This window comes from Kitasatospora sp. NPDC041988, assembly GCF_055588525.1.
Genome location: NZ_JBVJCO010000045.1, coordinates 19,862 through 44,593, shown reverse-complemented (window position 1 = coordinate 44,593; position 24,732 = coordinate 19,862). Strand labels below are relative to the sequence as shown.

Annotated in this window: 24 protein-coding genes; 19 read left to right on the top strand and 5 right to left on the bottom strand. The window is 71.7% G+C overall.

Annotated features, from left to right (window positions below; translation table 11 throughout):
* Positions 1 to 182: 182 nt before the first annotated feature.
* From trmD to ACZ6NC_RS33030, 13 genes are all read left to right on the top strand, one after another.
* Positions 183 to 1,001: a tRNA (guanosine(37)-N1)-methyltransferase TrmD gene (trmD, locus tag ACZ6NC_RS33090; protein WP_465737552.1), complete on the top strand. Its 819-nt coding sequence runs from the start codon at positions 183 to 185 to the stop codon at positions 999 to 1,001.
* Positions 1,002 to 1,155: 154 nt separating this feature from the next.
* The gene (gene rplS, locus ACZ6NC_RS33085; RefSeq protein WP_063347674.1) at positions 1,156 to 1,506 is read left to right on the top strand and encodes a 50S ribosomal protein L19; all 351 of its coding nucleotides are present in this window, start codon (positions 1,156 to 1,158) and stop codon (positions 1,504 to 1,506) included.
* A gap of 77 nt (positions 1,507 to 1,583) precedes the next feature.
* Positions 1,584 to 2,540, top strand: a complete 957-nt coding sequence (gene lepB / locus ACZ6NC_RS33080; RefSeq protein ID WP_465737551.1) for a signal peptidase I — start codon at positions 1,584 to 1,586, stop codon at positions 2,538 to 2,540.
* Positions 2,524 to 3,510, top strand: a complete 987-nt coding sequence (gene lepB, locus ACZ6NC_RS33075; RefSeq protein ID WP_465737575.1) for a signal peptidase I — start codon at positions 2,524 to 2,526, stop codon at positions 3,508 to 3,510. Before lepB (ACZ6NC_RS33080) ends, lepB (ACZ6NC_RS33075) begins: the two co-directional genes overlap by 17 nt.
* 245 nt (positions 3,511 to 3,755) lie before the next feature.
* Positions 3,756 to 4,757 carry a signal peptidase I gene (lepB, locus tag ACZ6NC_RS33070; protein ID WP_465737550.1) on the top strand — a complete coding sequence of 334 codons (1,002 nt, stop codon included), beginning with the start codon at positions 3,756 to 3,758 and terminating at the stop codon, positions 4,755 to 4,757.
* Positions 4,758 to 4,974: 217 nt separating this feature from the next.
* Positions 4,975 to 5,661, top strand: coding sequence for a signal peptidase I (lepB, locus tag ACZ6NC_RS33065; RefSeq protein ID WP_465737549.1), 687 nt, complete (start codon positions 4,975 to 4,977; stop codon positions 5,659 to 5,661).
* Positions 5,662 to 5,842: 181 nt separating this feature from the next.
* Complete coding sequence (locus ACZ6NC_RS33060; RefSeq protein ID WP_465737548.1) at positions 5,843 to 6,316, top strand: NUDIX hydrolase; 474 nt, start codon at positions 5,843 to 5,845, stop codon at positions 6,314 to 6,316.
* Between the two features lie 55 nt (positions 6,317 to 6,371).
* On the top strand, positions 6,372 to 6,698 hold the full coding sequence (locus ACZ6NC_RS33055; RefSeq protein WP_030056781.1) for a DUF2469 domain-containing protein: 327 nt from the start codon (positions 6,372 to 6,374) through the stop codon (positions 6,696 to 6,698).
* Positions 6,699 to 7,061: 363 nt separating this feature from the next.
* A complete protein-coding gene (locus ACZ6NC_RS33050) occupies positions 7,062 to 7,517 on the top strand; it encodes a YraN family protein (protein WP_465737547.1) in 456 nt (151 codons plus the stop codon).
* A gap of 1 nt (position 7,518) precedes the next feature.
* Positions 7,519 to 9,213, top strand: a complete 1,695-nt coding sequence (locus tag ACZ6NC_RS33045; RefSeq protein WP_465737546.1) for a YifB family Mg chelatase-like AAA ATPase — start codon at positions 7,519 to 7,521, stop codon at positions 9,211 to 9,213.
* Positions 9,214 to 9,251: 38 nt separating this feature from the next.
* Positions 9,252 to 10,430 (top strand): DNA-processing protein DprA, encoded by a 1,179-nt coding sequence (gene dprA, locus ACZ6NC_RS33040; RefSeq protein WP_465737545.1) that lies wholly within the window; start codon positions 9,252 to 9,254, stop codon positions 10,428 to 10,430.
* A gap of 680 nt (positions 10,431 to 11,110) precedes the next feature.
* On the top strand, positions 11,111 to 11,911 hold the full coding sequence (gene whiG, locus ACZ6NC_RS33035) for an RNA polymerase sigma factor WhiG (protein ID WP_465737574.1): 801 nt from the start codon (positions 11,111 to 11,113) through the stop codon (positions 11,909 to 11,911).
* Positions 11,912 to 12,214: 303 nt separating this feature from the next.
* The gene (locus tag ACZ6NC_RS33030; protein ID WP_465737573.1) at positions 12,215 to 12,787 is read left to right on the top strand and encodes a TetR/AcrR family transcriptional regulator; all 573 of its coding nucleotides are present in this window, start codon (positions 12,215 to 12,217) and stop codon (positions 12,785 to 12,787) included.
* A gap of 12 nt (positions 12,788 to 12,799) precedes the next feature.
* On the opposite strand, the gene ACZ6NC_RS33025 is transcribed toward ACZ6NC_RS33030, so the two are convergent.
* Positions 12,800 to 13,543, bottom strand: coding sequence for a M23 family metallopeptidase (locus ACZ6NC_RS33025; RefSeq protein ID WP_465737544.1), 744 nt, complete (start codon positions 13,541 to 13,543; stop codon positions 12,800 to 12,802).
* Between the two features lie 674 nt (positions 13,544 to 14,217).
* On the opposite strand from ACZ6NC_RS33025, the gene rpsB reads away from it, so the two are divergent.
* From rpsB to rlmN, 6 genes are all read left to right on the top strand, one after another.
* Positions 14,218 to 15,114, top strand: coding sequence for a 30S ribosomal protein S2 (rpsB, locus tag ACZ6NC_RS33020; protein WP_465737543.1), 897 nt, complete (start codon positions 14,218 to 14,220; stop codon positions 15,112 to 15,114).
* 129 nt (positions 15,115 to 15,243) lie between these two features.
* The gene (gene tsf, locus ACZ6NC_RS33015) at positions 15,244 to 16,083 is read left to right on the top strand and encodes a translation elongation factor Ts (RefSeq protein WP_465737542.1); all 840 of its coding nucleotides are present in this window, start codon (positions 15,244 to 15,246) and stop codon (positions 16,081 to 16,083) included.
* Positions 16,084 to 16,346: 263 nt separating this feature from the next.
* Positions 16,347 to 17,111 (top strand): UMP kinase, encoded by a 765-nt coding sequence (pyrH, locus tag ACZ6NC_RS33010; RefSeq protein WP_465552086.1) that lies wholly within the window; start codon positions 16,347 to 16,349, stop codon positions 17,109 to 17,111.
* Between the two features lie 119 nt (positions 17,112 to 17,230).
* Positions 17,231 to 17,788, top strand: a complete 558-nt coding sequence (gene frr / locus ACZ6NC_RS33005; RefSeq protein WP_465737541.1) for a ribosome recycling factor — start codon at positions 17,231 to 17,233, stop codon at positions 17,786 to 17,788.
* Positions 17,789 to 18,069: 281 nt separating this feature from the next.
* Positions 18,070 to 19,209: a phosphatidate cytidylyltransferase gene (locus ACZ6NC_RS33000; RefSeq protein WP_465737572.1), complete on the top strand. Its 1,140-nt coding sequence runs from the start codon at positions 18,070 to 18,072 to the stop codon at positions 19,207 to 19,209.
* A gap of 105 nt (positions 19,210 to 19,314) precedes the next feature.
* On the top strand, positions 19,315 to 20,415 hold the full coding sequence (gene rlmN / locus ACZ6NC_RS32995) for a dual-specificity RNA methyltransferase RlmN (RefSeq protein ID WP_465737540.1): 1,101 nt from the start codon (positions 19,315 to 19,317) through the stop codon (positions 20,413 to 20,415).
* An 82-nt stretch (positions 20,416 to 20,497) separates the two neighbouring features.
* Here rlmN and ACZ6NC_RS32990 read toward each other — a convergent pair whose 3' ends face one another.
* The 4 genes from ACZ6NC_RS32990 to ACZ6NC_RS32975 form a co-directional block, all read right to left on the bottom strand.
* Positions 20,498 to 21,649 (bottom strand): hypothetical protein, encoded by a 1,152-nt coding sequence (locus tag ACZ6NC_RS32990; protein WP_465737539.1) that lies wholly within the window; start codon positions 21,647 to 21,649, stop codon positions 20,498 to 20,500.
* Between the two features lie 27 nt (positions 21,650 to 21,676).
* Complete coding sequence (locus ACZ6NC_RS32985) at positions 21,677 to 22,462, bottom strand: ABC transporter ATP-binding protein (protein WP_465737538.1); 786 nt, start codon at positions 22,460 to 22,462, stop codon at positions 21,677 to 21,679.
* A gap of 320 nt (positions 22,463 to 22,782) precedes the next feature.
* Positions 22,783 to 24,177, bottom strand: a complete 1,395-nt coding sequence (locus tag ACZ6NC_RS32980) for an aspartate aminotransferase family protein (RefSeq protein WP_396325959.1) — start codon at positions 24,175 to 24,177, stop codon at positions 22,783 to 22,785.
* Positions 24,174 to 24,647, bottom strand: a complete 474-nt coding sequence (locus ACZ6NC_RS32975) for an Lrp/AsnC family transcriptional regulator (protein ID WP_030243538.1) — start codon at positions 24,645 to 24,647, stop codon at positions 24,174 to 24,176. Before ACZ6NC_RS32975 ends, ACZ6NC_RS32980 begins: the two co-directional genes overlap by 4 nt.
* Between the last annotated feature and the right edge of the window lie 85 nt (positions 24,648 to 24,732).

Below are 24,732 nucleotides of genomic sequence, written 5' to 3'. Positions count from 1 at the left end.
GACTGCCGCCGCAGGAGCGCCCCGAGGCGCCGTCCGCCGCGCCCGCCGTTTCTGCGTCGTCTGCCGTGCCCGCGCCGTCTGTCGCGTCCGCGCCCTCTGCCGTGCCCGCGCCGTCTGTCGCGTCCGCGCCCTCTGCCGTGCCCGCGCCGTCTGTCGCGTCCGCATCGTCCGTGCAGGACGGGATGCGGATAGACGTCGTCACGATCTTCCCGGAGTACCTGGAGCCGCTGGACATCTCGCTGGTCGGCAAGGCCCGCGCCCGCGGCCAGCTCGACGTCCACGTCCACGACCTGCGCGACTGGACGCATGACATCCACCGGACCGTGGACGACAGCCCCTACGGCGGTGGCCCCGGCATGGTGATGAAGCCCGAACCGTGGGGCGAGGCGCTGGACGCCGTCATCGGCCAGGGCCCGGCCGGCGAGGTGCCCACGCTGGTGGTGCCCACCCCGAGCGGGCGCCCGTTCACCCAGGAGCTCGCGCAGGAGCTCGCCGGCCGTCCGTGGCTGACCTTCACTCCGGCCCGGTACGAGGGCATCGACCGGCGCGTGATCGAGGAGGCGGCCACCCGGATGCCGGTGGTCGAGGCGTCGATCGGCGACTACGTCCTGGCCGGCGGCGAGGTTGCCGTCCTGGTCATGGTCGAGGCGATCGCCCGGCTGCTGCCGGGCGTGCTCGGCAACGCGGAGTCCCACCGGGACGACTCCTTCGCGCCCGGCGCGATGGCCGACCTGCTGGAAGGCCCGGTCTACACCAAGCCCGCCGAGTGGCGCGGCCGAACCGTCCCGGACGTGCTGCTCAGCGGCAACCACGGCCGGATCGCCCGCTGGCGGCGCGAACAGGCGTTCGCCCGCACCCTGGCGAACCGGTCCGACCTGGTGGAACGCTGGCAGTACGGCGCCTTCGACAAGAAGGACCGCGAGGCGCTCAGCATCCTCGGCCTGGCCTGGGACGAGCGGCTCGGCCGATTTCGGTCCGTGGCCGATGATGTGGAAGAATAGGCCGCTGCTGTCTGTCGCTGGGCTCCTCCCGTAGGAGTCACGTGGTCCGGTGCCCCCGCCACGGGGGGATCATCGCCAACCGACGCGGCCCGCAGCGAACCCCATTGTGACGAACTTCCGTGGGCGGCCCGTGGCGCCTGCGATGGAGAGCAACATGAGCAACAAGCTCGCTGCTGTCGACGCGGCTTCGCTGCGTAGCGACATTCCGGCCTTCCGCGCCGGTGACACCCTGAAGGTTCACGTCCGGGTCATCGAGGGCAACCGCTCCCGTGTCCAGGTCTTCCAGGGCGTCGTCATCCGCCGCCACGGCGCCGGTGTCGGTGAGACCTTCACCGTCCGCAAGGTCAGCTTCAACGTCGGCGTGGAGCGCACCTTCCCGGTGCACACCCCGGTCGTCGAGAAGATCGAGGTCGTGACCCGCGGTGCGGTTCGCCGCGCCAAGCTGTACTACCTGCGTGACCTCCGCGGCAAGGCCGCGAAGATCAAGGAGAAGCGCGACCGCTGATCCACCGACCCCCGGTTCTGCCGGGGGATCGGAGCGCTCTGGGGGGCGTTGCTGCCGCAAGGTAAGCTCAGCCCCCGATGAGCACGCACGAACCATCCGCGGACCGCGACGGCTGTCCCGCACCCACCGGTGCGGACTCGCCGTTGCGGTCCGCGGTCGTTTCCGCGGCCCTTTCCGGCGTCGGTTCCCCGGCCGCGCCGGTGGAACCGGGGGTCGATCCGGGGCCTGGGCTTGGGCTTGGGCTTGAGCCGGCGGTCGGGCCGGCCGGGGATTTCGCGGAGGACTCGGTAGAGGAATCCCCGGAGGGCGCCGAAGAGGGCGCTGACGAGGGCGCGGAATCGGGAGCCGAAGAGCCGGGTCGTTCTCGGTCGCGTGACGTCCTTCTGCTCGTCGGTATCTGCCTGCTCACCCTGCTCCTGGTGAATGCCTTTGTGGCACGGCCGTTCGCGGTGCCGTCCGCATCGATGGAGAACACCCTGCGCACCGGCGACCGCCTGATCGCGAACAAGCTGGCCTACTCCTTCGGCGGCCACCCCCGGCGCGGCGATGTCGTGGTCTTCGACGGAACGGGCTCCTTTCGGCAGGGGCCGGCCGAGCCGAGCGGTTTCTGGGACGGCCTGCGGGCGCTCGGCCAGGACCTCGGGCTGGCCCCCGCCGGCGACTCGATCTACGTGAAGCGCGTCATCGGCGTCGGCGGCGACCGGGTGACCAGCACCGGCCCGGGCGGGCGGATCACCGTCAACGGCGTGCCGATCGACGAGTCCTCCTACCTCGCGCCGGGGGACGACCCGTCGAGCGTGGCCTTCGACGTGGTGGTGCCGACCGGCACGCTCTGGGTGATGGGCGACCACCGCAGCGCCTCCCGCGACTCGCGCGACCACCTGGGCGAGCCCGGTGGCGGCTTCGTTCCGGAGGACAAGGTGATCGGACGGGCGGAGTGGGTGGTCCTCCCGGTCGGCCACTGGACCAGCCTGGACCGGCCGGCGGCGTTCGCCGCGGCAGGGGGGACCGGTGGACATGGGGACCAGAGGTAGAGGCCGGCTGACCGACCGCCCGGCCGGCCGCTCCACGGACAGGTTCGCCGACCAGCCTGCCGTAGGGCCCTCGGAAGAGGCTGCGGGTGCGGCCGCCCCGGAGGCGCCCTCGCCCGCGCCGCCCGCGCGAGGCCGGGCCGAGCGCCGTCGCACCGCCCGCCGGGCGGCCCGCCGGCGCAAGCGCTCGCTGCTGCGTGAGTTCCCGCTGATCGTCCTGGTGGCGCTGGTGGTCGCGCTGGTGATGAAGACGTTCATGGTGCAGGTCTTCGTGATTCCCTCCGGGTCGATGGAGCAGACCATCCAGATCGGGGACCGGGTGCTGGTGGACAAGCTCACCCCCTGGTTCGGTGCCGAGCCGCAACGCGGCGATGTGGTGGTGTTCAAGGACCCGGGCGGCTGGCTGGAGGCCGATCGCAAGCCGTCCACGGACGGGCCGATTCTGCGTGGAGCCAAGCAAGTCCTCACCTATGTCGGGCTGTTGCCGTCCGCCGGCGAGCAGGACCTGATCAAGCGCGTGATCGGTGTCGGAGGGGACACCGTGGAGTGCTGTGACGAGCAGGGCCGGCTGAGCGTCAACGGCACCCCGGTCGACGAGCCTTACCTGGCTCCGGGGAACCCGCCGTCCCGGCAGCCCTTCAAGGTGAAGGTGCCGGAGGGGCGGCTCTGGGTCATGGGCGACCACCGGGACGTGTCCGCCGACTCCCGCTTCCACATGGGGAATCAGGGGCAGGGCACCATCCCGCTGAGCGGTGTGGTGGGCCGGGCGTTCGTGATCGCCTGGCCGGTGGGTCGGGTGCATCAACTTGATGTGCCGGGTTCACTCTCCAAGCTGGCGAGGGCTCCGGAAGGTCGTGGAACTGCGCCGAACTCGATGGGGGTTGGGCCGCTTCCGGAGGAACCTCCGCTCGTTATGGGTGTGTTGGGCATCTTTCCGCTTGTCGGCCGAAGGCCGGAGCGATCCCCGGAGTAGCGCGGGCCGGCCGGTGACCGGCCAGGCCGGGCGTGTGGGAGTGCGAGCCGGATGCCTGGGAGTGATAGAGAAGTGCTGATGCGGCCGGTACGCGACAACGGCCGCGTCCGAAGGCTGTGCTGGTGTCAGGTGTGCCCGAGACGGGTGGCCCTGGGGCGTTCACGGTCGATGGTGGAGCGTGGTGCCCGCTGTGCGGCACTGTGAGCGCGGGCGCACAGGCGTCCGCACAGCAGGGAGGAGACGTTGTGGGGGATTTGGTGATCGGCGCCCGCTCAGGCGCCGGAGAGCCCGAGGGCTCCGGCGGCCGGGCGGCCCGGTCCACGGAGTCCGCAGTGTCTTCGGCATCCGCCGAGGACTCGGCGGCCCAGTCCGCCGACGAACAGGGCAATGGCACCGGTGACGTCCCGGACGACTTCCGGGACGAGGCGGGGCCGGCCGAGCAGTCGGAGGAGAAGCCCGCCGACGAGCGCAAGCAGCGGTCCTTCTGGAAAGAGCTGCCGATCCTGATCGGTATCGCGCTTGTCCTGGCGCTCGTGATCAAGACGTTCTTCGTCCAGGCGTTCTCCATTCCGTCGGAGTCGATGCAGAACACGCTTCAGGTCGGCGACCGTGTCCTGGTGGACAAGCTGACGCCGTGGTTCGGAGCCGAGCCCGAGCGCGGAGAGGTCGTGGTGTTCCACGACCCGGGTGGCTGGCTGGCCGACGAGCCCACCAACCAGAGCAGCAACTCCTTTGTCCGGGGCGTCCAGGACGTGCTCAGCTTTGTCGGCCTGATGCCCTCCGACAACGAGAAGGACCTCATCAAGCGCGTCATCGCGGTCGGCGGGGACACCGTCGAGTGCCACGGCGACGGGCCGGTCAAGGTCAACGGGATCGCACTCAACGAGCCGTACGTCTTCCCCGGGAACACCCCCTGCCAGTTGAAGGACTTCGGTCCGGTGAAGGTGCCGGAGGGCCGGATCTGGGTGATGGGCGACCATCGTGGAGACTCGCTGGACTCCCGCTTCCACATGGACCAGCCGGGCGGCGGCACCGTCCCCGTGGACGACGTGATCGGCCGTGCGTTCGTGGTGGCCTGGCCGGTCGATCACTGGGCGACGCTCCCGGTGCCGGACACCTTCGACCAGAAGGGGTTGGCGGCGGCCGCGCCGCTCGTTCCGCCGATGGCCGGGGCTGTCGGCGCCGTCGGTCTGCTCCCGCTGACGCGCCGGCTGAGGGGCCGGGCGGACCGCAAGAAGAAGTCCTGACCTCAGCCGGGTCGCCCCCGGGCCTTGCGCGGGCCGTAGTACCGACGAGTAATCTGCTCGGACGTGCCACGGCCCGCCGGGTTTTCCGCCTGTGCCCCTGGCGCGCCGTGAGCGTTTCCGGTTCGGTCGGGGTTGGACGGTGTCGATGAGCAGTGTCGTGGACGAGACGACGGATCGCCCGCCTGCCGTCACGCGGCCTCGACGCCGGCCTGCGGCGGTGCTTCAGGGCCTGCTGATCGGACTCGGCCTGGTCCTCCTGGTCGGTGGCTTCGTCGTCATGGCGGTCGACTACCGGCCTTACGGCATTCCGACGGGCTCGATGACCCCCACGCTGAAGGTCGGGGACACCGTGGTCGCCCGGCAGATCGACGGCAAGACCGTCGGCCGGGGCGATGTCGTGGTCTTCCGCGACCAGGCCTGGGGCGGTGAGCTCATGGTCAAGCGGGTGGTCGCGGTCGGCGGCGACACGGTGGCCACCACCGGGGACGACCAGCGTCTGACCGTCAACGGCAAGCCGGTGGATGAGCCCTACCTGGCGGCGCAGGGCCCCCAGGGCAGCGCGTTCAGCGTGGAAGTACCGACCGGCCGGCTCTTCCTGATGGGCGACAACCGGCAGGGGTCGCTCGACTCGCGTCTCCACCTGGAGATCGACGGCGGCACGATCCCGGCCACTGAGGTAGAGGCCCGGGTGGAGGCCACCGTCCTGCCGTTCGGCCGCACCGGAATGTTCGCCCGGACAACGGCCTTCGACGGGATCGGCGGGCCGAAGGCCGGTGAACGGGGACCGCTGGAACCCGCCTTCTACGCCACCGTTGTAGGCGCGGCGACGATCGTGGTGACCTCCGCGGTGGGCGGGGTGGCGGGCCTGGCCCGGCGGCTCGGCCGCCGCCGCGCGGAGGCCTGACCACCACGGCCGCAGCGACCGCTGTCGTGGCAGCCGGAACGGCGACCACAGCAGGGGCGGCCACAGACGGCGCCACTGCCGCCGCTCGGGCGGCTCTGCCGAACAAGGCCCCGGACGGTCGTGCCGGGTGGCAGGATCGGGAGAGTCAGCTGGGCACACGAGGGGAGGGGGAAGAGCTGTCATGGAACCGCAGCGCCGCAGGGCCGCTCGGATCCTGCTGCTGGACCGGCAGGACCGCCTCCTCCTCTTCCGGGGATCCGATCCGGCGGTGCCGGACGTCACCTGGTGGTTCACCCCCGGGGGCGGCTTGGAAGCCGGCGAAGGCGTGCGCGAGGCCGCGGTGCGGGAGCTCTCGGAGGAGACCGGGCTGCGGGGCGTGGAGCTGGGGCCGGTGGTTGCGTACGGCACGGCTTCGTTCTCCTTTCGGGGAAGGCGGTACGAGCAGGAGCAGTGGTTCCACCTGGCCCGGACCACGGAGACGGTGCTCAACCACTCGGGAATGGGTGCGGACGAGCACGCGCAACTGCTGGCGGCGCACTGGTGGACGATCGATGAGTTGAAGGAAACCGCGGAGACGGTCTACCCGGTCGGGCTGGCGGACTTCCTGGAGCAATTGGTGGCCGAGGGGCCCCCAGTCACTCCGGTAAGGCTCTGAGGGCGGGTGCGGTGGTCCACAATGGGTGGACGTGACAAGTTGAGGGGACGCCTGGATGAGTGCCGAAGATCTCGAGAAGTACGAGACCGAGATGGAGCTCAAGCTCTACCGGGAGTACCGGGACGTCGTCGGCCTGTTCAAGTACGTGATCGAGACCGAGCGACGTTTCTACCTCACCAATGACTACGAGTTGCAGGTGCACTCGGTCCAGGGCGAGGTCTTCTTCGAGGTGTCGATGGCGGATGCGTGGGTCTGGGACATGTACCGGCCGGCCCGGTTCGTCCGTAAGGTCCGGGTGCTGACCTTCAAGGACGTGAACATCGAGGAGCTCGCGAAGAGCGATCTGGAGCTGCCCTCGGACGAGTCCGGCTTCGGGAACTGACGTTGGACCGCCCGGTCCCGCGGTGTCCAGGGGAATTTCGAGTTTTCCGGGATTCTCACCCCTGCGGGTGACGGAAGTTATCCACAGGCCCGGGTTATCCACAGGAAATAACAACTCTCTGGTCCTGTCCCAGGCCGCACGGCAACCTCCCCGGCGGAGGTGGTCACCGTGCAGGACACCAAGCGCACCACTCGCAAGCAGACACCGTCGCCGCAGGCACCGAAGCCCCAGCAGGGCGCTCAGCCCCGCCGCAAGGCGGCGCGACGGCCGGAGGGAGGACCGTCCGCGCCCGGTGGGTCCGCTCCGCCGCGCCCGGAAGGGGCCGGACCGGACAGGGACTGCGAGGAGAGAGCCGCCCCGGCGATGCCGAGCCCGGACGGGGCCGGCGCCGGGCGCACTACCAACAACGCCCTCGGCCGCTACGGGGAGCGGGTCGCCGCCCGCCGCCTCGCCGAGGACGGGCTTCGCATCCTGGACCGCAACTGGCGTTGCGTCGAGGGCGAGCTCGACATCGTCGCCCTCGACGGGGACACCCTCGCGGTCTGCGAGGTCAAGACCCGTTCCGAGCGGGGGTTCCAGCAGCCCAGCGAGGCCATCGACCGGGCCAAGGCCGCCCGGCTCCAGCGTCTCGCCGAGCGGTGGATGGCCGAGCGCTGGCCCAGCCACTTCGCCAGGCTGGCAGGCCCCGAGTACCAGCCCGCTCCCGCCGACCCGCAGTGGCCGCCGGTCCCGCCCGGCGGTGTCCGGATCGACCTCGTCGCCGTGATCAACCGGGTCCGCGGCGCCGCCTCGGTGGACCACCTGCGGGGGGTGGTCTGAGATGGCCTTCGCCCGTACCTGCTCCGTCGCCCTGGTCGGCGTCGACGGCGTGATCGTCGAGGTCCAGGCCGACCTGGAGCCGGGAGTCGCCGCTTTCACCCTGGTCGGCCTGCCCGACAAAGCGCTGTCCGAGGCTCGCGACCGGGTGCGCGCGGCCGTCGTGAACAGCGGCGAGGCGTGGCCGCAGCGGAAGCTGACGGTGGGGCTCAGCCCCGCCGCGGTCCCCAAGAGCGGCAGCGGCTTCGACCTGGCCGTGGCCTGCGCCGTCCTCGCCGCTGCCGAGCGGCTGGACCCGTCGTCCATCGCCGATCTGCTGATCATCGGCGAGCTGGGGCTGGACGGCCGGGTGCGCCCGGTGCGCGGCGTGCTTCCGTCGGTGCTCGCCGCCGCCGACGCCGGGTACCAGCGGGTCGTGGTGGCTGAGCAGACCTCCGCCGAGGCCTCGCTCGTCCCGGGCGTCACCGTCATCGGGGTGCGCAGCCTGCGCCAACTGGTCGCCGTCCTCACCGGTGCCCCCGCGCCGGAGGAGCCACCGGACCCGATCGGCGGCCGTCCGGACCCGCTGATGGCAGGGTTGATGCTCCCCACCGCAGGGGTACGGGGGCTGCCCGACGACAAGGCGTCCCGCCTCGACCTGGCCGATGTGGCCGGCCAGTACGAGGCCCGCCGAGCCCTGGAGATCGCCGCTGCGGGCGGTCACCATCTGTACCTCAAGGGCCCGCCGGGCGCGGGGAAGACGATGCTGGCGGAGCGGCTGCCAGCACTCCTGCCGCCGCTCACCCAGAAGGAGTCCCTGGAGGTCACCGCCGTCCACTCCGTGGCGGGGCTCCTCCCGGTCGGCAGGCCACTGATCGCCAGCCCGCCGTACTGCGCCCCGCACCACTCGACCACCATGCCGGCGATCGTCGGCGGCGGCAGCGGCTTGCCCAGACCGGGCGCGGTGTCCTTGGCACACCGGGGAGTTCTGTTCCTGGACGAGGCTCCGGAGTTCCCGGTCAGGGTCCTCGACGCGCTGCGCCAGCCGCTGGAGTCGGGCGAGGTGGTGATCGCCCGGTCGGCCGGATCGCTCCGGCTCCCGGCCAGATTCCTGCTCTGCCTGGCCGCCAATCCCTGCCCGTGCGGGCGGTACTCGCGCCGGGGCGAGGGCTGCGAGTGCACCCCCGCGATGGTCAGCCGGTACCAGGGGAGGCTCTCGGGGCCGCTGCTCGACCGGGTCGATCTCCAGGTCCAGGTGGCCCCGGTGACCAGGGTCGAGCTCATGGAGCGGGACACCACGGCGGAGAGCACGGAGATCGTCGCGGCCCGGGTGCTGGCCGCGCGGGAGCGTGCGGCGGCCCGGCTGGCGAGCACACCGTGGCGGACCAACGCCGAGGTGCCCGGCCATGAGCTGCGCACCCGCTGGCAGCTCGGGTCCGGCGCGCTGAACGACGCCGCGCGCCAACTGGAGCGAGGACTGCTGACCGCCCGCGGCCTGGACCGGGTGCTCCGGGTCGCCTGGACGGTCGCCGACCTCGCCGGGAGGGACCGCCCGGACCAACGGGACGTGCGGACCGCCCTTGTGCTGCGGACCGGCGTCGAAAACGGGCTGCCGCTGACCGAGCGCGCCTTCGGCCGGCTCGGCATCGGCAGGGCGGCAGGCGACACGCCCAAGGGTGAGAAGGCGGCCCGGTCCGGCCCTGCCGGTGGTGGCGGATGACCGGGACTCAGCAGACCAGGACACGAGGAGACGAGACCGTGAACCAGACGATCAACCACCGTCAGCCTCTCTCCGGGACCACCGCGGAGGCCGGGCCCGAGCGCTTCGCCAGGGCGGTGTTGAGCCGGCTCAGCGAACCGGGCGATGCCGTCCTGGGGCGATGGCTGTCCCAACTCACCGCCGTCGATGTCGTCCAGGCAATCCGGGACGGCACCGTGCCCGACCATCCGGGGCTGGACGCGGACCGGCTCGCGGCCTACCGGGCCAGACTCGTGGACGTGGACCCTGTCGCCGATCTGGAGCGGATGCGAACCGTCGGCGGGCGCTTCATCATTCCGGGCGACACGGAGTGGCCGAGCCAGCTGGACGACCTGGGGGACGGGCGGCCGATCGGGCTATGGCTGGCCGGGACGGGTTCGCTGCGTCTGCTCGCCCTCCGCTCGGTGGCGGTCGTCGGCGCACGGGCCTGCACGGCGTACGGCGCGCACGTGGCCGGGGAGCTGTCGGCTCAGCTCGCTGAACGAGGGTGGGTGGTGGTCTCCGGTGCGGCGTACGGGATCGACGCCTCGGCCCACCGGGGTGCCCTGGCCGTCGGCGGCATGACCATCGGCGTCCTCGCCTGCGGCGTGGACGTCGCCTACCCGCGCGGCAACGCCGAGCTGATCCGGCGGATCGCCTCGCAGGGGCTGCTGTTGAGCGAACTCCCGCCGGGGGAGCACCCGAACAGATTCCGGTTCGTGCTGCGCAATCGGGTCATCGCGGCGCTCACCCGGGGCACGGTGGTGGTCGAGGCGGCGTTGCGCAGCGGGGCGCTCAGTACGGCCAGACGCGCCCGCGACCTCAACCGGCACACCATGGGCGTCGCCGGGCCGGTGACCTCGGAGCTCTCCGCCGGGGTGCATGCCCTGATCCGCAGCGGCGCCACCTTGGTCACCGACGCGTCTGAGGTGGCCGAGTTGATTGGGGCGATCGGCGACGACCTGGCGCCGCCGCGAAGCGGCCCGGTGCTGCCCCGGGACCTGCTGGAGCCGGCGGTGGCCCGGGTGCTGGAGGCCGTACCCGCCACCGCGGAGGGCGCCCCGGTGGAGCGGTTGGCCAGGCAGTCCGGGCTCCCACCGGACGAAGTACTCCACCGGCTCTACGAGTTGGGGTCGCTCGGCTATGTCGAGCGGCACGGCGCGCACTGGCGGCTGATGCGGAGAAGGGGAGGCAGCTGACCGGGGCGGCGGTCGAGGGCCGGCGCGGGGAGAGGCAAGGGCAGAGGCAAGGGAAGAGGCCGTGACAGAGGCAAGGGAGCGGGCGGGGAGGGTGAAGGATCGGGCGAGTGGCACGGCCGGATGAGGGTGCGGGCAAGGAGCCGGCAAGGACCGGGGGAGGGCTGAGTAAAGGCCCGGCCACGACCGGGAGAGGAAGAGGTAAAGGGAAGAGGGGGGCGACTCATCCACCTCAGGCGCCCCGATCCGGTGACACGAACGCCACCGGATCGGGGGACGACCGAGTGGCGGTAGCACATTGCAGTGAGTCGGTCACGCTACGCTCGCCATGCCTTCCCTATCAGCACATGACTCGGCAGAACGGCGCAGACCAACGCATGCCCACACACATTCCCGGACACAGAGTGACCGGTGGCGCCCGGTCCTCGGGAGGGCCGCGGACCGAGCGGCGCCCCGTGACCGAGTTCCCGCCCAAGGCGACGGGTGCGATGGGGGCCCTCGCCCGGCAGGGCGGCAGGCCGGCGCACACCGGGGCGTACGCCGACCGGCCGGACGCGCCCGGTGCGCCGGACGCCGCCCCCGATCAGCCCGGTACCCCTGCGCGAGCAGGTGCCCCCGATCAGCCCGATGTCCCTGACCAGCCAGGCGCCCCCGACCAGAGTGTGGTGCCCCCGCCCGCCGAGGTGCCCCAGCCCGCGCCCCGGCGGGAGACGGGCGGCCACGAACGCACCGCGCTCGAAGTGCTCTGGCGCTCCTACAAGGAGACGGGTGACCAGCGGCTCCGGGAGCAGCTGATCCTGCACTACTCACCACTCGTCAAATACGTGGCGGGCCGGGTCGGCGTCGGCCTGCCCTCCAACGTCGAGCAGGCCGACTTCGTCTCCTCCGGCGTCTTCGGGCTGATCGACGCGATCGAGAAGTTCGACATCGACCGCGCCATCAAGTTCGAGACGTACGCCATCAGCCGGATCCGCGGCGCGATCATCGACGAGCTGCGGGCACTGGACTGGATCCCGCGCTCGGTGCGGCAGAAGGCCAAGGCCGTCGAGCGGACGTACGCGACGCTGGAGGCCCGGCTGCGCCGGACGCCGCACGAGCCCGAGGTCGCGGCCGAGATGGGCATCGCGATCGAGGACTTGCACGCCATCTTCAGTCAGCTCTCCCTCGCCAACGTGGTGGCGCTCGACGAACTGCTCCACCCGGTCGGCGAGGGCGGGGACCGGCTGAGCCTGATGGACACCCTGGAGGACCACAGCGCGGACAACCCCGTCGAGGTGGCCGAGGACCGGGAGCTGCGCAGGCTGCTGGCGCAGGCGGTCAACACCCTCCCCGAGCGGGAGAAAACGGTGGTGACGCTCTACTACTACGAGGGGTTGACCCTCGCCGAGATCGGACAGGTCCTGGGGGTGACGGAGAGCAGGGTCAGCCAGATCCACACCAAGTCGGTGCTGCAGTTGCGGGCCAAGCTGTCCGACATCCGGTAGGGCACACCGCACCTGCCCGTGCGCACCCGCCCGCCTCCACTCATGCAACCGCCCACGTCCGCCGGCCTGTATACGCTCGCCCGCCCGCGCACCTCCCGGGCCCCCGGGCACCGCCCGGGCCCCACGCACCTCCCGGGCCCCCGGGCGCCCGCCCACGCGCACCCGCCCCCGTGTACGCCCGGCCGCTCCCCGGCCCTGATGGCCTGGCCGCGCTCCTCCGCGTCCTCGGGTGTGCGCGGCGCCGTATCGGTGGGATGTAGGGCTCCGTACAGTGGGAGGGTGCCGAAGATTCGAGCGGCCACTTTGGCCGAGCATCGCCAGCTGCAGCGGGCAGCTCTTCTCGACGCTGCCCGCAGCCTCCTCACCGAGGGAGGCATGGAGGCCCTGACCTTCCCCGCGCTCGCGGCGCGCACCGGGCTGGCGCGTTCCTCGGTCTACGAGTACTTCCGTTCCCGTGCCGCGGTGGTCGAGGTGCTCTGCGAGGTCGACTTCCCGCTCTGGGCGGCCGAGATCGAGGCCGGGATGGAGAGCTGCGACAGTGCGGCCGGCCGGATCGAGGCGTACGTCCGGGGCCAGCTCGCGTTGGCCGGGGACCCTCGCCACCGGGCGGTGGCGGCGATCTCGGTGCTGGAGCTGGACGAGGCGGCGCGCGAGCGCATTCGGGCGGCGCACGGGAAGCTGGTCGGGCTGGTGATCCAGGCCCTGGAGGATCTCGGTCACGAGCAGCCCCGGCTTGCGGCGGCACTGCTCCAGGGGGTTGTGGAGGCTGCCGTCCGGCAGGCCGAGCAGCGCGCGGGCTGCGGCCCGGCCGAAAGCCCGGACGTGATCGCGGACGCCGCCGTCGCCCTTGCGCTGCACGGCCTGGGCGGTAGCTGAGCGGAGGCGGGCTCACCGGTCCCGGCCGAGCGGGAGCAGTCGTGACGTGCCTCCGCCGAACAGTGTCAGCGGATCCAGGTAGCGCTGACCACGCAGCAGCCCCCAGTGCAGGCAGTCGCGGCCGGCGCAGTGACCGGTGCCGGGCGCGAGCTGTCCGATCACCTGGCCGGCCGTGACCGTGGTGCCGCCGGGGACGGAGCCGGTGACGGGTAGATAGGTGGTCCGCAGCGGGGGAGCACCGGACGAGGGGTGGGTGACGGTCACGACCGGTCGGCCCGCCACCAGGCCGGAGAACGAGACGATGCCCGGGGCGGCCGCCCGGACGTCCGTCCCGGGTGTGGCCACCAGGTCGACACCCCGGTGGCCGGCGGCCCAGGGCGTCGGCGGCGCGTCGAACCGCGCGACCAGCCCGCCCGGCCCACCCACCGGCCACGCTCGTCCGGCACCGGGGCCACTCCCGGGACGGCCCCCGCCACCAGTACCAACCACGCCGCCCCGGCCGGCAGCACCGCCCCCGGTACCACCTGCCGCATGCCCGACCGGCCCCGGCAGTGTGATCAGCAGCAGGGCCGTCAGCACCAGCAGCGTCAGGAGCACCACCCGGCGGTTGCGCCCAGGCCCAGGCGGCGGGGACGACAGTTCCGCAGGCCGCTGCTCCACGGACGACAGCTCGGGGATCGACAGCTCGGGGATCGGCAGCTCGGGAAACGACAGCTCGGGAAACGACAGCTCGGGGTAGGACACCCCCGCGAACAAGCCGGATGCACCTCCCGAACCAAGGGCAGCAGACCCGCCCCGGGGCCTGGCCCACGGCCCGACCCACGACCCGACCCGGGCCCCACCCAAGGAACCGGCCACACCGGCAGCAGCACTCATGCGCACGAGACTCCCCACATCCCGCCACCCCGGCCAGCCCCGCCCCGATTCCTGTGGACAACCCGCCCCTGTGGACAATCGCCGTCCCCCCGACGGGTGTACACGGCCCCGGCAGCCCCGGCAGCCGCTCAGCCCGCTCACCCGGGCGCTCACCCCGCTCACCCGGGCGCCCTCCCCGCCCACCCAGGCGCCCTCAGCTCACCCCCCACCCCGCTGGAGTCGCCCGCCGCTCGGCGCTTCCCGTACACTTCACACGCGACCCGGTCCGCCGGGTCGACTTCGCACGCCCCGCCACCGGTGGACGGATGCGGCTCAGCCGCCGCCCCCGCCAGGTGCGAGTGCCGCTCGGTCCGCCGAGCCCGTACCGGTCTCCGGACCGCTCGGGCCGAAGCGGCTCGGCACGTTCGGGGCGTCAGGCGTGGCTGTCACCTGGCTGCCACGGACAAAACCGAGCCTGACCCGGCCGTACGCAGACGCCCGAGCGGGGAGCGCCACCGCGCGCACCACGCCGTCGGCTGCGCGGGAGCCGGGCGCAACACCTTAGGAGTACGGCTATGGCCGTCGTCACGATGCGGGAGCTGCTGGAGAGCGGCGTCCACTTCGGTCACCAGACCCGTCGCTGGAACCCGAAGATGAAGCGCTTCATCATCACCGAGCGCAACGGCATCTACATCATCGACCTCCTGCAGTCGCTGAACTACATCGACCGCGCCTTCGAGTTCATCAAGGAGACCGTTGCCCACGGCGGCAGCGTCCTCTTCGTCGGCACGAAGAAGCAGGCCCAGGAGGCCATCGCCGAGCAGGCCACCCGCGTGGGCATGCCCTACGTGAACCAGCGCTGGCTCGGCGGCATGCTGACCAACTTCTCGACCGTCTACAAGCGTCTGCAGCGCCTCAAGGAGCTCGGCGAGCTGGACTTCTCGGACGTGGCCGGCTCCGGCCTGACCAAGAAGGAGCTCCTGGTCCTCCAGCGCGAGCACGACAAGCTGGAGAAGACCCTCGGCGGTATCCGCGACATGCAGCGCGTTCCCAGCGCTGTCTGGATCGTGGACACCAAGAAGGAGCACATCGCGGTCGGTGAGGCCCGGAAGCTCAACATTCCGGTCGTCGCCATCCTCGACACCAACTGTGACCCCGACGAGGTCGACTACAAGATCCCGGGCAACGACGACGCGATCCGCTCCGTCACCCTGCTGACCCGTGTGATCGCCGACGCCGTCGCCGAGGGCCTCAAGTCCCGCGCCGGCGTTGCCAAGGGCGACGTCAAGGCCGAGCCGGGCGCCGACCAGCCGCTGGCCGATTGGGAGAAGGACATCCTCGAGGGCGAGAAGAAGGCCGAGGAGGCCCCCGCCGCCGCCGAGGCCGCTGCCGAGGCTCCGGCTGAGGCCCCCGCCGCCGAGGCTCCGGCCGCTGAGGCCCCCGCTGCCGAGGCTCCGGCCGAGCAGGCCTGACGTACCAAGGGTGAGGGGCACCCACCGGTACGACACCGGTTGGTGCCCCTCTCTCCCGTGCCGGGACCGAACCAGCGGTCCCGGCGCAACCCCACGCAGACACGCGAGACGCGAGAAGAGATTCACACCATGGCGAACTTCACCGCCGCGGACGTCAAGAAGCTCCGTGAGCTCACCGGCGCCGGCATGATGGACTGCAAGAAGGCCCTGGACGAGGCCGAGGGCAACGTCGACAAGGCCGTCGAGCTCCTGCGCATCAAGGGCCAGAAGGGCGTCGCCAAGCGCGAGGGCCGTGACGCCTCCAACGGCGCCGTCGCCGCCCTGATCGCCGAGGACAAGAAGTCCGGCGTTCTGGTCGAGCTCAACTGCGAGACCGACTTCGTCGCCAAGGGTGACAACTTCGTCAAGGTCGCCGACGCGATCGCCGCCCACGTCGCCGCCACCGCCCCGGCCGACCTGGAGGCCGCGCTGGCCTCCGAGATCGAGGCCGGCAAGACCGTCCAGCAGTTCGTGGACGAGGCCAACGCGACCCTGGGCGAGAAGATCGTCTTCCGTCGCTTCGCCCAGTTCTCCGGTGACGGCTTCGTCGCTGTCTACCTGCACAAGACCAGCCCCGACCTGCCGCCGGCCGTCGGCGTCCTGGTCGAGCTGGACAAGGAGAACGCCGACGTCGCCAAGGACGTTGCGCAGCACATCGCCGCCTTCGCGCCGAAGTACCTCTCCCGCGAGGAGATCCCGGCCGAGGAGATCGAGAACGAGCGCCGCGTCGCCGAGGCCACCGCTCGCGAGGAGGGCAAGCCCGAGGCCGCCCTGACGAAGATCGTCGAGGGTCGCGTCACCGGCTTCGTGAAGGAGAACTCCGTTCTGGAGCAGGCCTTCGCCAAGGACAACAAGAAGACCGTCGCCAAGGTCCTCGAGGAGAACGGCGTCGCCCTCAAGCGCTTCGCCCGCTTCCGCGTCGGCGCCTGAGCCACGTTCCACCGGACTCCCGGCACGCTTAGGCTGGGAACCGCCCCCGCCCGCTGACCAGGGCGGGAGGGACGCGCCGAACGGGCTCACCCCAGCGTCATCCGTCTATGGGCGGGCCGCGTCGGCACCATGAACGACGAGGAGGCCATTGCCGTGCAGGACACCGTACCGGTTCCCGCGGCAGTGGCCTCCTCGCGTGTACGCGCAGGCTTGGGATCCGCACCCCAGCGCCTGTGAACCAGTAGGTGTAGAAGGAGAAGTCCATGCAGGAGACGCAGGAGACCGCGCAGGACCCCCAGGGCGGCTCGCGCCGCCGGGTGCTGCTGAAGCTGTCCGGTGAGGCCTTCGCCGGTGGCGGCGGGCTCGGCGTCGACCCGGACGTCGTGCACGCGATCGCCCGTGAGATCGCCACCGTCGTCCGCGCCGGTACCGAGGTGGCGGTGGTCATCGGTGGTGGCAACTTCTTCCGCGGCGCCGAGCTGCAGGTCCGCGGCATGGACCGGGCCCGTTCCGACTACATGGGCATGCTCGGCACCGTGATGAACTGCCTCGCGCTGCAGGACTTCCTGGTCAAGGAAGGCATCGAGACCCGGGTCCAGACGGCCATCACCATGGGCCAGGTCGCCGAGCCGTACCTGCCGCTGCGCGCCGTCCGGCACCTGGAGAAGGGCCGCGTCGTGATCTTCGGTGCGGGGATGGGCATGCCCTACTTCTCCACCGACACCACGGCCGTCCAGCGCGCCCTGGAGATCCACGCCGACGTGCTGCTGATGGGCAAGAACGGCGTGGACGGCGTCTACGACTCCGACCCCCGGACCAACCCGGACGCGGTCAAGTTCGACGCGCTGGAGTACTCCGAGGTCATCGCCCGCGACCTCAAGGTCGCCGACCTCACCGCGATCACGCTGTGCAAGGACAACAACCTCCCGATGCTCGTCTTCGAGCTGCTGGCGGAGGGCAATATCGCGCGTGCGGTGAAGAGTGAGAAGATCGGCACACTCATCAGCCAGGATTCTGTCCGGGCCTGAGCAGCAGTCAGCCGTACGGGAGGGCGCCGGCACCGTGACCGGTTTCCTCCACACCGCGACCGGCTTCGAGGCCGACACCGGTCGGGACACCAGCAGATGAACCGGACAGGGAGTACACAGTGATCGAAGAGACCCTCCTCGAGGCCGAGGAGAAGATGGAGAAGGCCGTCGAGGTCGCCAAGAACGACTTCGCCGCCATCCGCACCGGCCGCGCCCACCCGGCGATGTTCGCCAAGATCGTGGCCGAGTACTACGGCGCCGTGACGCCGATCAACCAGCTGGCCTCCTTCTCCGTGCCGGAGCCGCGGATGGCGATCGTCGCGCCGTTCGACAAGACCGCGCTGAAGGCCATCGAGCAGGCGATCCGCGACTCCGACCTGGGCGTCAACCCGAGCAACGACGGTTCCATCATCCGGGTGGTGCTCCCCGAGCTCACCGAGGAGCGCCGCCGCGAGTACATCAAGGTCGCCCGCGGCAAGGGCGAGGACGCCAAGGTCTCGATCCGCTCCGTGCGCCGCAAGGCCAAGGACGCCATCGACAAGCTGGTCAAGGACGGCGAGATCGGCGAGGACGAGGGTCGCCGTGCGGAGAAGGAGCTCGACGACACGACGGCCAAGTACGTGGCCGGCGTCGACGAGCTGCTGAAGCACAAGGAAGCCGAGCTGCTCGAAGTCTGATGAACGACGCCCCTGACGCCCCTGGCTACTGGGGCCCATCCGACCAGCAGTACCCGCAGTACCAGCCGCACCCCCCGTACCAGCCCGCGCCGGCTCCGCAGCCGGCCGGGCCGGAGCAGCCCCTGCAGCACCAGCCGCAGCCCGGGCAGCACCGGCCCGCGCAGCAGCACCAGCAGCAGCCGGCCGGGCCGGGCGCCGCTGCGGGTGACCCCGGCCACCGAACGGGTCACTCGCAGCAGCCTCCGGTGTACTGGGGCGGCGACGCGGAGGAGACTCAGGTCATGCCTCCCGTACCGGCCGATCCAGGGCCCGACCCTGCCGAGGGGCCGGCCCGGGAGCCCGGGCGGCTGAGCGGCCCGCTGTTCCGGGACGAGCAGCCCCGAACGGCGGTGCCGGGTGCGGCGGAGACGGTCGTGCTGCGCGCGATCACCGACGACGTCGCCCCCACCCCCGGCCACGGCGGTCAGCCGCCGTACCCGGGGGCCCCGGCGTACCCCGCGCCGCCGCAGAGCCACCCGGCGGCCGGGCAGCCCCACCCTGTGCCGTCGTCCCCCCCAGGGCAGGAGACACCCGTGGCCCAGCCCGACCCGCAGCCGCAGCCGCGCAAGCAGCGCGGTGGTCGCAACCTCCAGGCCGCGATAGGCGTGGGGGTGGGCCTCGGTGCGGTGATCATCGCCTCGCTGTTCGTCGTCAAGGCGCTGTTCCTGGTCGTGGTGATGGCGGCCGTGTCCGTCGGCGTCTGGGAGCTGACCAGCCGGCTGTCCGAGCGCAAGCAGATCAAGGCGCCGCTGGTCCCGCTGGTCGCGGGCGGCATCGCGATGATCGCCACCGGCTACTGGTCCGGGGTGCAGTGGGCGGCGGCCTCGCTGGCCCTGACCGGACTGGCGGTGATGGTCTGGCGGATGGCCGAGCCGCCGGAGAACTACCTGCGCGACATAACGGCCGGCATCTTCACCGCCTTCTACGTGCCGTTCCTGGCCACCTTCGTGGCGTTGATGCTGGCGGCCGACGACGGCCCGCAGCGGATCGTGCTGTTCCTGATCGTCACCGTCTGCAGTGACACCGGCGCCTACGCGGTGGGCTACAAGTTCGGCAAGACCAAGCTGGCCCCGACGATCAGCCCGGGCAAGACCCGCGAGGGACTGGCCGGCGGCATCGGCCTGTCGATGCTGGCGGGCGCGCTGCTGATGCAGCTGATCATCGACGACGGCAGCTGGTGGCAGGGCCTGATCCTGGGCGGCTGTGCGGCGGTCGTCGCGACCCTGGGCGACCTGGGCGAGTCGATGATCAAGCGGGACCTCGGCATCAAGGACATGGGCACGCTGCTGCCCGGTCACGGCGGCATCATGGACCGGCTGGACTCGCTCCTGCCGACCGCCCCGGTGGTCTGGCTGCTGCTGGCGGCCTTCGTCGGCAGCTGACCGACGGCAACCGGGCGGACCGGTACGAGCAGGGCCCCGGACGTCTGGCGTCCGGGGCCCTGTGCCGTCGGCGCACCCCGCGGCGTCTGCGACACTGGATGAACCATGCCTAAGCCCGGAGAACTCACCTTTGTCGCGCCGCGCGGCGCCAAGCCCCCGCGACACCTCGCCGACCTGAGCCCCGCCGAGCGCAAGGAGGCCGTCGCCGAGCTGGGCGAGCAGCCGTTCCGCGCGAAGCAGCTCTCCAACCACTACTTCGGCCGGATGTCGAACGACCCGGCGGCCTGGACGGACATCCCCGCCGCCAGCCGGGAGAAGCTCACGGAGGGCCTGCTGCCCGAGCTGATGTCGGTCGTCCGCCACGTCTCGTGCGACGACGACACCACCCGCAAGACGCTCTGGAAGCTGTTCGACGGCACGCTGGTCGAGTCGGTGCTGATGCGTTACCCGGACCGGGTCACCATGTGCATCAGCTCGCAGGCAGGCTGTGGCATGAACTGCCCGTTCTGCGCGACCGGCCAGGCCGGGCTGACCCGCAACCTCTCCACCGCCGAGATCGTCGAGCAGATCGCCGCCGGCATGCGCGCGCTCAAGGCCGGCGAGATCCCGGGCGGCGAGGCGCGCCTGTCCAACGTGGTCTTCATGGGCATGGGCGAGCCGCTGGCCAACTACAACCGGGTGCTGGCCGCGATCCGCCGCCTCACCGACCCGGCGCCGGACGGCTTCGGCCTCTCCCAGCGTGGCATCACCGTCTCCACCGTCGGCCTCGTCCCGGCGATGAACCGGCTCGCCGACGAGGGCCTGTCCTGCCGGCTCGCGCTGTCGCTGCACGCCCCGGACGACGAGCTGCGTGACGAGCTGGTGCCGGTGAACACCCGGTGGAAGGTGGCCGAGGTGCTCGACGCGGCGTGGAACTACGCGGAGAAGTCCGGCCGCCGGATCTCCATCGAGTACGCGCTGATCAAGGACATCAACGACCAGGCGTGGCGGGCGGACCTGCTCGGCCGGCTGATCAAGAACCACCGGGTGCACGTCAACCTGATCCCGCTGAACCCGACCCCGGGCTCCAAGTGGACGGCCTCCCGGCCCGAGGACGAGCGTGAGTTCGTCCGCCGGCTCCAGTCCCACGGCGTGCCCACGACCGTCCGGGACACCCGCGGCCAGGAGATCGACGGCGCCTGCGGCCAGCTCGCCGCGGCGGGCTGACAAGGCCCGGGAGGCAGCGGCCGGCCGGGGAGAGCCCCGGGGAAGCACCGGCCGGCTGGGAAAACCCGGGGCGAGCGGCGGCTCAGCGCAGACCGGCGGCCGCCAGGACGGCGGTGAGCCCGCCGGTGACCAGCAGGACGGTGCCGACCGCCAGCGTCCGCAGCGCCACCGCCCCGGCCAGCAGCCGGGGTGAGGCGCCGAGTCGCAGCAGCGCGTCGGCGACGTCCCGGCGGGCGCTGCGCAGCTCGGCGAGCCGGGCCGCCACGGCGGCCGCCGTGCAGCTGAGCACCAGGCAGGCCTCGACGGCGGGCAGGGCGTCGGCGCTGTCGGGCGTGCCGATCCAGTAGCGGATGGTGGTGAGCACCAGCGCGAACGCCAGGGCGAGGACGGCCAGTGGGGGTCCGAGCCGGCGGGCCTGCGCGGTCAGGCCCCGCCCGGCCAGCAGCCGCAGCGGGGTCGGCCGGCCGAGCGCGAGCAGCCGGCCGGCCCAGGAGAGCAGCGGTCCGGTCAGCAGGGCGAGGCCTAGGGCGCTCGCGGCCCAGCCGCCGAGGGCGGCGGTGCTGGTGGTGCCGAGCCCGGCCGGCAGGTGGATCGGGCGGCCGTCGACGGCGGCGCCGGGCCGCAGGGCGATCAGCTCCAGCGCGAGGCCGATCACGGCCATGCCGACCGGCAGCGCGATCCGCATCGGGCCGAAGCCGGTCCGGACCGGCCGCGGGCGGCCGGGCAGGGTCTCGGCGAGCGGCACCGCGCCGGCTGCGGCGATCCCGGCGGTGAGCGGTACCAGGGCGAGCAGGGTGACCGGTGCGGCGGCCGGCAGCTTGACCCCCATCCCGAGGTCGGGGGCGAGCGAGGGTCCGGCGATGTCGTTGCGAAGGACCAGGAAGAGCAGCAGGGTCAGCACGGAGCCGAGGGTGCAGGCGAGCGCGACCTCGCCGGCGATCAGGGCCCGGATCCGGGCCGACCCGGCCCCGGCGGCGGTGAGGCCGGTGATCCGTTCGGGCCGCTGGGCGGGGACGGCGCGGGCGGCCACGGCGGCGAACCAGGCGACCGCGGCCAGCGGGGGCAGGCACCAGAGCAGGCGGGCGAGGGTGTCGCCGCCGCCCGGCGGGTCGCTCATCGCCCGGCCGAGGGCCCGTAGCAGGAAGGCGGCGACGACCGCGCCGGCCACGGCGGTGAGCAGCCAGCGGCCGAGGTCGAGCACCCGGTAGCCCCGGGCCAGACGGAGATAGAACACGTCGACTCTTTCAGCGGCGGGGCGGCGTCAGCGGCGCGTGGCCGATACGGCGGACGCCCCGGTGGCTCCCGGCGCGGCGGTGGTCCCGGTCGTCCCGGTGAACCCGGCGGTGGTGCGCGGGACGGGCGCGGCGGGCGCGGCCAGCCGTCCGTCGACGAGGGCGACGGCGCGGTCCGCGAACCTGACGAGCTCGGGGTCGTGGGTGGCCAGGACGAGCGTGAGCTGGTGCGAGCGGGCCGCGCTGGTCAGTATCCGCAGGACCTGGTCGGCGGCCTCGCGGTGGAGCGGGGCGGTCGGGTCGTCGGCGAAGACCACCGGCGGCAGCGGGGCGAGCGCCCGGGCGACGGCGATCCGCTGGCGCTGGCTCTGGATCAGCCGGTCGGGCCGCAGCCGGGCGATCTCGCCGACGTCGAGGCGTTCCAGCCACTCGTCGGCGGCGGTGTACGCGGCCTTGTTGCCGGCGCCGGCCAGCAGCAGCGGCAGGGCGACGTTCTCGCGGGCGGTCAGCTCGGGCACCAGGTGCGGTTCGGAGCCGACGAAGCCGAAGCGGTCGCGGCGCAGCCGTTCGCGGCCGGCCCGGCCGAGGGTGTGGACGGGGGCGCTGTTGAACCAGACCTCGCCCTCGTCGACCGGGAGGAGGGCGGAGAGACAGCCGAGCAGTGTGCTCTTGCCGGAGCCGCGCGGGCCGGTGACGGCCAGCACCTCGCCCTCCCGGACGCCGAGCGAGATACCGCGCAGGGCGGGGGTGCCGTGATGGGACTTGACCATCCCCCGGGCCCACAGCACGTCGTTGTCAGGCGGGGCCGCTGACATGAGGTTCCATCCTGGGTGGCTGCAGGGATATGACAGTCGTCAGATTAGAACGATTGGGACCAGGCGCGGTTGCGGCGCACTGGACCATCAGGGGCAAATCACCCGCAATCAGGCGTGTTTGATTCGTCTTCGGTGCGGGATCGCGGCGGAAAACGTGCGGTGCCTGTGGGAAGCGGGTGTCTGCGGTAAGCGGGTGCCTGTGAGAAAAGGTGCGGCCGCCTGCGGGACGGGTGCGACCACCCGCCGGAAAACACCGATGGGCGGCCCCGCGGGAAGCGGGGCCGCCCATCGGCGGAGGGTGAGGAAGAAAGATCGGGTCGTCAGATCTTCGCCCACGCGTCGGTGAGGCTGACCCGCAGGATCTGCTCGATCTCGTCGAAGGTCGACTGGTCGGAGATCAGCGGCGGCGCCAGCTGGATGACCGGGTCGCCACGGTCGTCGGCGCGGCAGTACAGGCCGTTGTCGAAGAGCGCCTTCGACAGGAAGCCGTAGAGCACGCGCTCGACCTCGTCGTCGTTGAACGACTCCTTGGTGACCTTGTCCTTCACGAGCTCGATGCCGTAGAAGTACCCGTTGCCGCGGACGTCGCCGACGATCGGCAGGTCGCGCAGCTTGTTCAGGGTGCCGAGGAAGTTCGCCTCGTTGTCCAGCACGCGCTGGTTGAGGCCCTCGCGCTCGAAGATGTCGAGGTTGGCCAGCGCCACCGCGGAGGAGACCGGGTGGCCACCGAAGGTGTAGCCGTGCAGGAAGGTGTTGTCACCCTTGTAGAACGGCTCGGCGAGGCGGTCCGAGATGATCGTGGCGCCGATCGGCGAGTAGCCCGAGGTCATGCCCTTGGCGCAGGTGATCATGTCGGGCTGGTAGCCGAACTTGTCGGCGCCGAACATGGTGCCCAGGCGGCCGAAGGCGCAGATGACCTCGTCCGAGACCAGCAGCACGTCGTGGCGGTCGCAGATCTCGCGCAGGCGCTGGAAGTACCCGGGCGGCGGCGGGAAGCAGCCACCGGCGTTCTGCACCGGCTCGACGAAGACGGCGGCGACGGTCTCGGCGCCCTCGTTGAGGATGGCCACCTCGATCTCGTCGGCGCACCAGCGGCCGTAGGCCTCGGGGTCGACCGTGCCGTCGGGGCTCTCCAGGAAGGCCGGGGCGCGGTAGATGTTGGTGTTCGGGGCCTTGTGGGTGCCCGGCACCAGCGGCTCGAACGGGGCCTTCAGGCCCGGCAGGCCGGTGATCGACAGGGCGCCCTGGGGGGTGCCGTGGTAGGCGACGGCGCGCGAGATGACCTTGTACTTGGTCGGCTTGCCGGTCAGCTTGAAGTACTGCTTGGCGAGCTTCCAGGCGGTCTCGACGGCCTCGCCACCACCGGTGGAGAAGAAGACCTTGTTCAGGTCGCCCGGGGCGTAGTTGGCCAGGCGCTCGGCCAGCTCGACTGCCTTCGGGTGGGCGTAGCTCCACACCGGGAAGAAGGCGAGCTCCTTGGCCTGCTTGGCAGCGGCCTCGGCCAGCTCCTCGCGGCCGTGGCCGGCCTGGACGACGAACAGGCCGGCGAGGCCGTCGAGGTACTTGCGTCCCTTGTCGTCCCAGACGTAGGTGCCTTCGCCCTTGACGATCGTCGGCACGGGGGAGTTCTCGTACGACGACATGCGGGTGAAGTGCATCCACAGGTGGTCGTAGGCGGTCTTGGAAAGGTCCTTCTGCGCCGGGTCGGCTGTCATCGGGTGCCCCAGGTGTAGGTCTGTTTCCGGAGCTTCAGGTAAACGAAGCTCTCGGTGCTCCGCACGCCGGGAAGGGCGCGGATGCGCTTGTTGATCAGTTCGAGCAGGTGCTCGTCGTCCTCGCAGACCAGTTCGGCCAGGAGATCGAACGAGCCTGCGGTGCAGACGACGTAGTCGACCTCGTCGAGGGCGGCCAGCGCGTCGGCGACGGGCTCGATGTCGCCCTCTACCCGGATTCCGACCATCGCCTGGCGGGTGAAGCCGACGGTGAGCGGGTCCGTGACGGCGACGATCTGCATCACGCCCTGGTCGAGCAGCTTCTGGACGCGCTGCCGTACGGCTGCCTCGGACAGGCCGACGGCCTTGCCGATGGCGGCGTACGGGCGGCGCCCGTCCTCCTGGAGCTGCTCGATGATCGCCTTGGAGGCGGCGTCGAGGGGAACGCTGGCGTTCCGGTCGCGGTTGGCCACGCCGCAACTGTGCCTGATCGTTCCTGCCTTCGCAAGCGAGAGAGCTGCTGATTTCGTCGTGATCTTGGAAATCCCATGCGGATTT

Bases quoted from the DNA above. Each gene is read 5' to 3' on its own strand.
- lepB (WP_465737575.1), top strand. From the start codon at position 2,524: ATGGGGACCAGAGGTAGAGGCCGGCTGACCGACCGCCCGGCCGGCCGC.
- rplS (WP_063347674.1), top strand. From the start codon at position 1,156: ATGAGCAACAAGCTCGCTGCTGTCGACGCGGCTTCGCTGCGTAGCGAC.
- trmD (WP_465737552.1), top strand. From the start codon at position 183: ATGCGGATAGACGTCGTCACGATCTTCCCGGAGTACCTGGAGCCGCTG.
- ACZ6NC_RS33055 (WP_030056781.1), top strand. From the start codon at position 6,372: ATGAGTGCCGAAGATCTCGAGAAGTACGAGACCGAGATGGAGCTCAAG.
- rpsB (WP_465737543.1), top strand. From the start codon at position 14,218: ATGGCCGTCGTCACGATGCGGGAGCTGCTGGAGAGCGGCGTCCACTTC.
- ACZ6NC_RS33050 (WP_465737547.1), top strand. From the start codon at position 7,062: ATGCCGAGCCCGGACGGGGCCGGCGCCGGGCGCACTACCAACAACGCC.
- tsf (WP_465737542.1), top strand. From the start codon at position 15,244: ATGGCGAACTTCACCGCCGCGGACGTCAAGAAGCTCCGTGAGCTCACC.
- lepB (WP_465737551.1), top strand. From the start codon at position 1,584: ATGAGCACGCACGAACCATCCGCGGACCGCGACGGCTGTCCCGCACCC.
- ACZ6NC_RS32980 (WP_396325959.1), bottom strand. From the start codon at position 24,177: ATGACAGCCGACCCGGCGCAGAAGGACCTTTCCAAGACCGCCTACGAC.
- ACZ6NC_RS33045 (WP_465737546.1), top strand. From the start codon at position 7,519: ATGGCCTTCGCCCGTACCTGCTCCGTCGCCCTGGTCGGCGTCGACGGC.
- ACZ6NC_RS33060 (WP_465737548.1), top strand. From the start codon at position 5,843: ATGGAACCGCAGCGCCGCAGGGCCGCTCGGATCCTGCTGCTGGACCGG.
- ACZ6NC_RS32985 (WP_465737538.1), bottom strand. From the start codon at position 22,462: ATGTCAGCGGCCCCGCCTGACAACGACGTGCTGTGGGCCCGGGGGATG.
- rlmN (WP_465737540.1), top strand. From the start codon at position 19,315: ATGCCTAAGCCCGGAGAACTCACCTTTGTCGCGCCGCGCGGCGCCAAG.
- pyrH (WP_465552086.1), top strand. From the start codon at position 16,347: ATGCAGGAGACGCAGGAGACCGCGCAGGACCCCCAGGGCGGCTCGCGC.
- ACZ6NC_RS33000 (WP_465737572.1), top strand. From the start codon at position 18,070: ATGCCTCCCGTACCGGCCGATCCAGGGCCCGACCCTGCCGAGGGGCCG.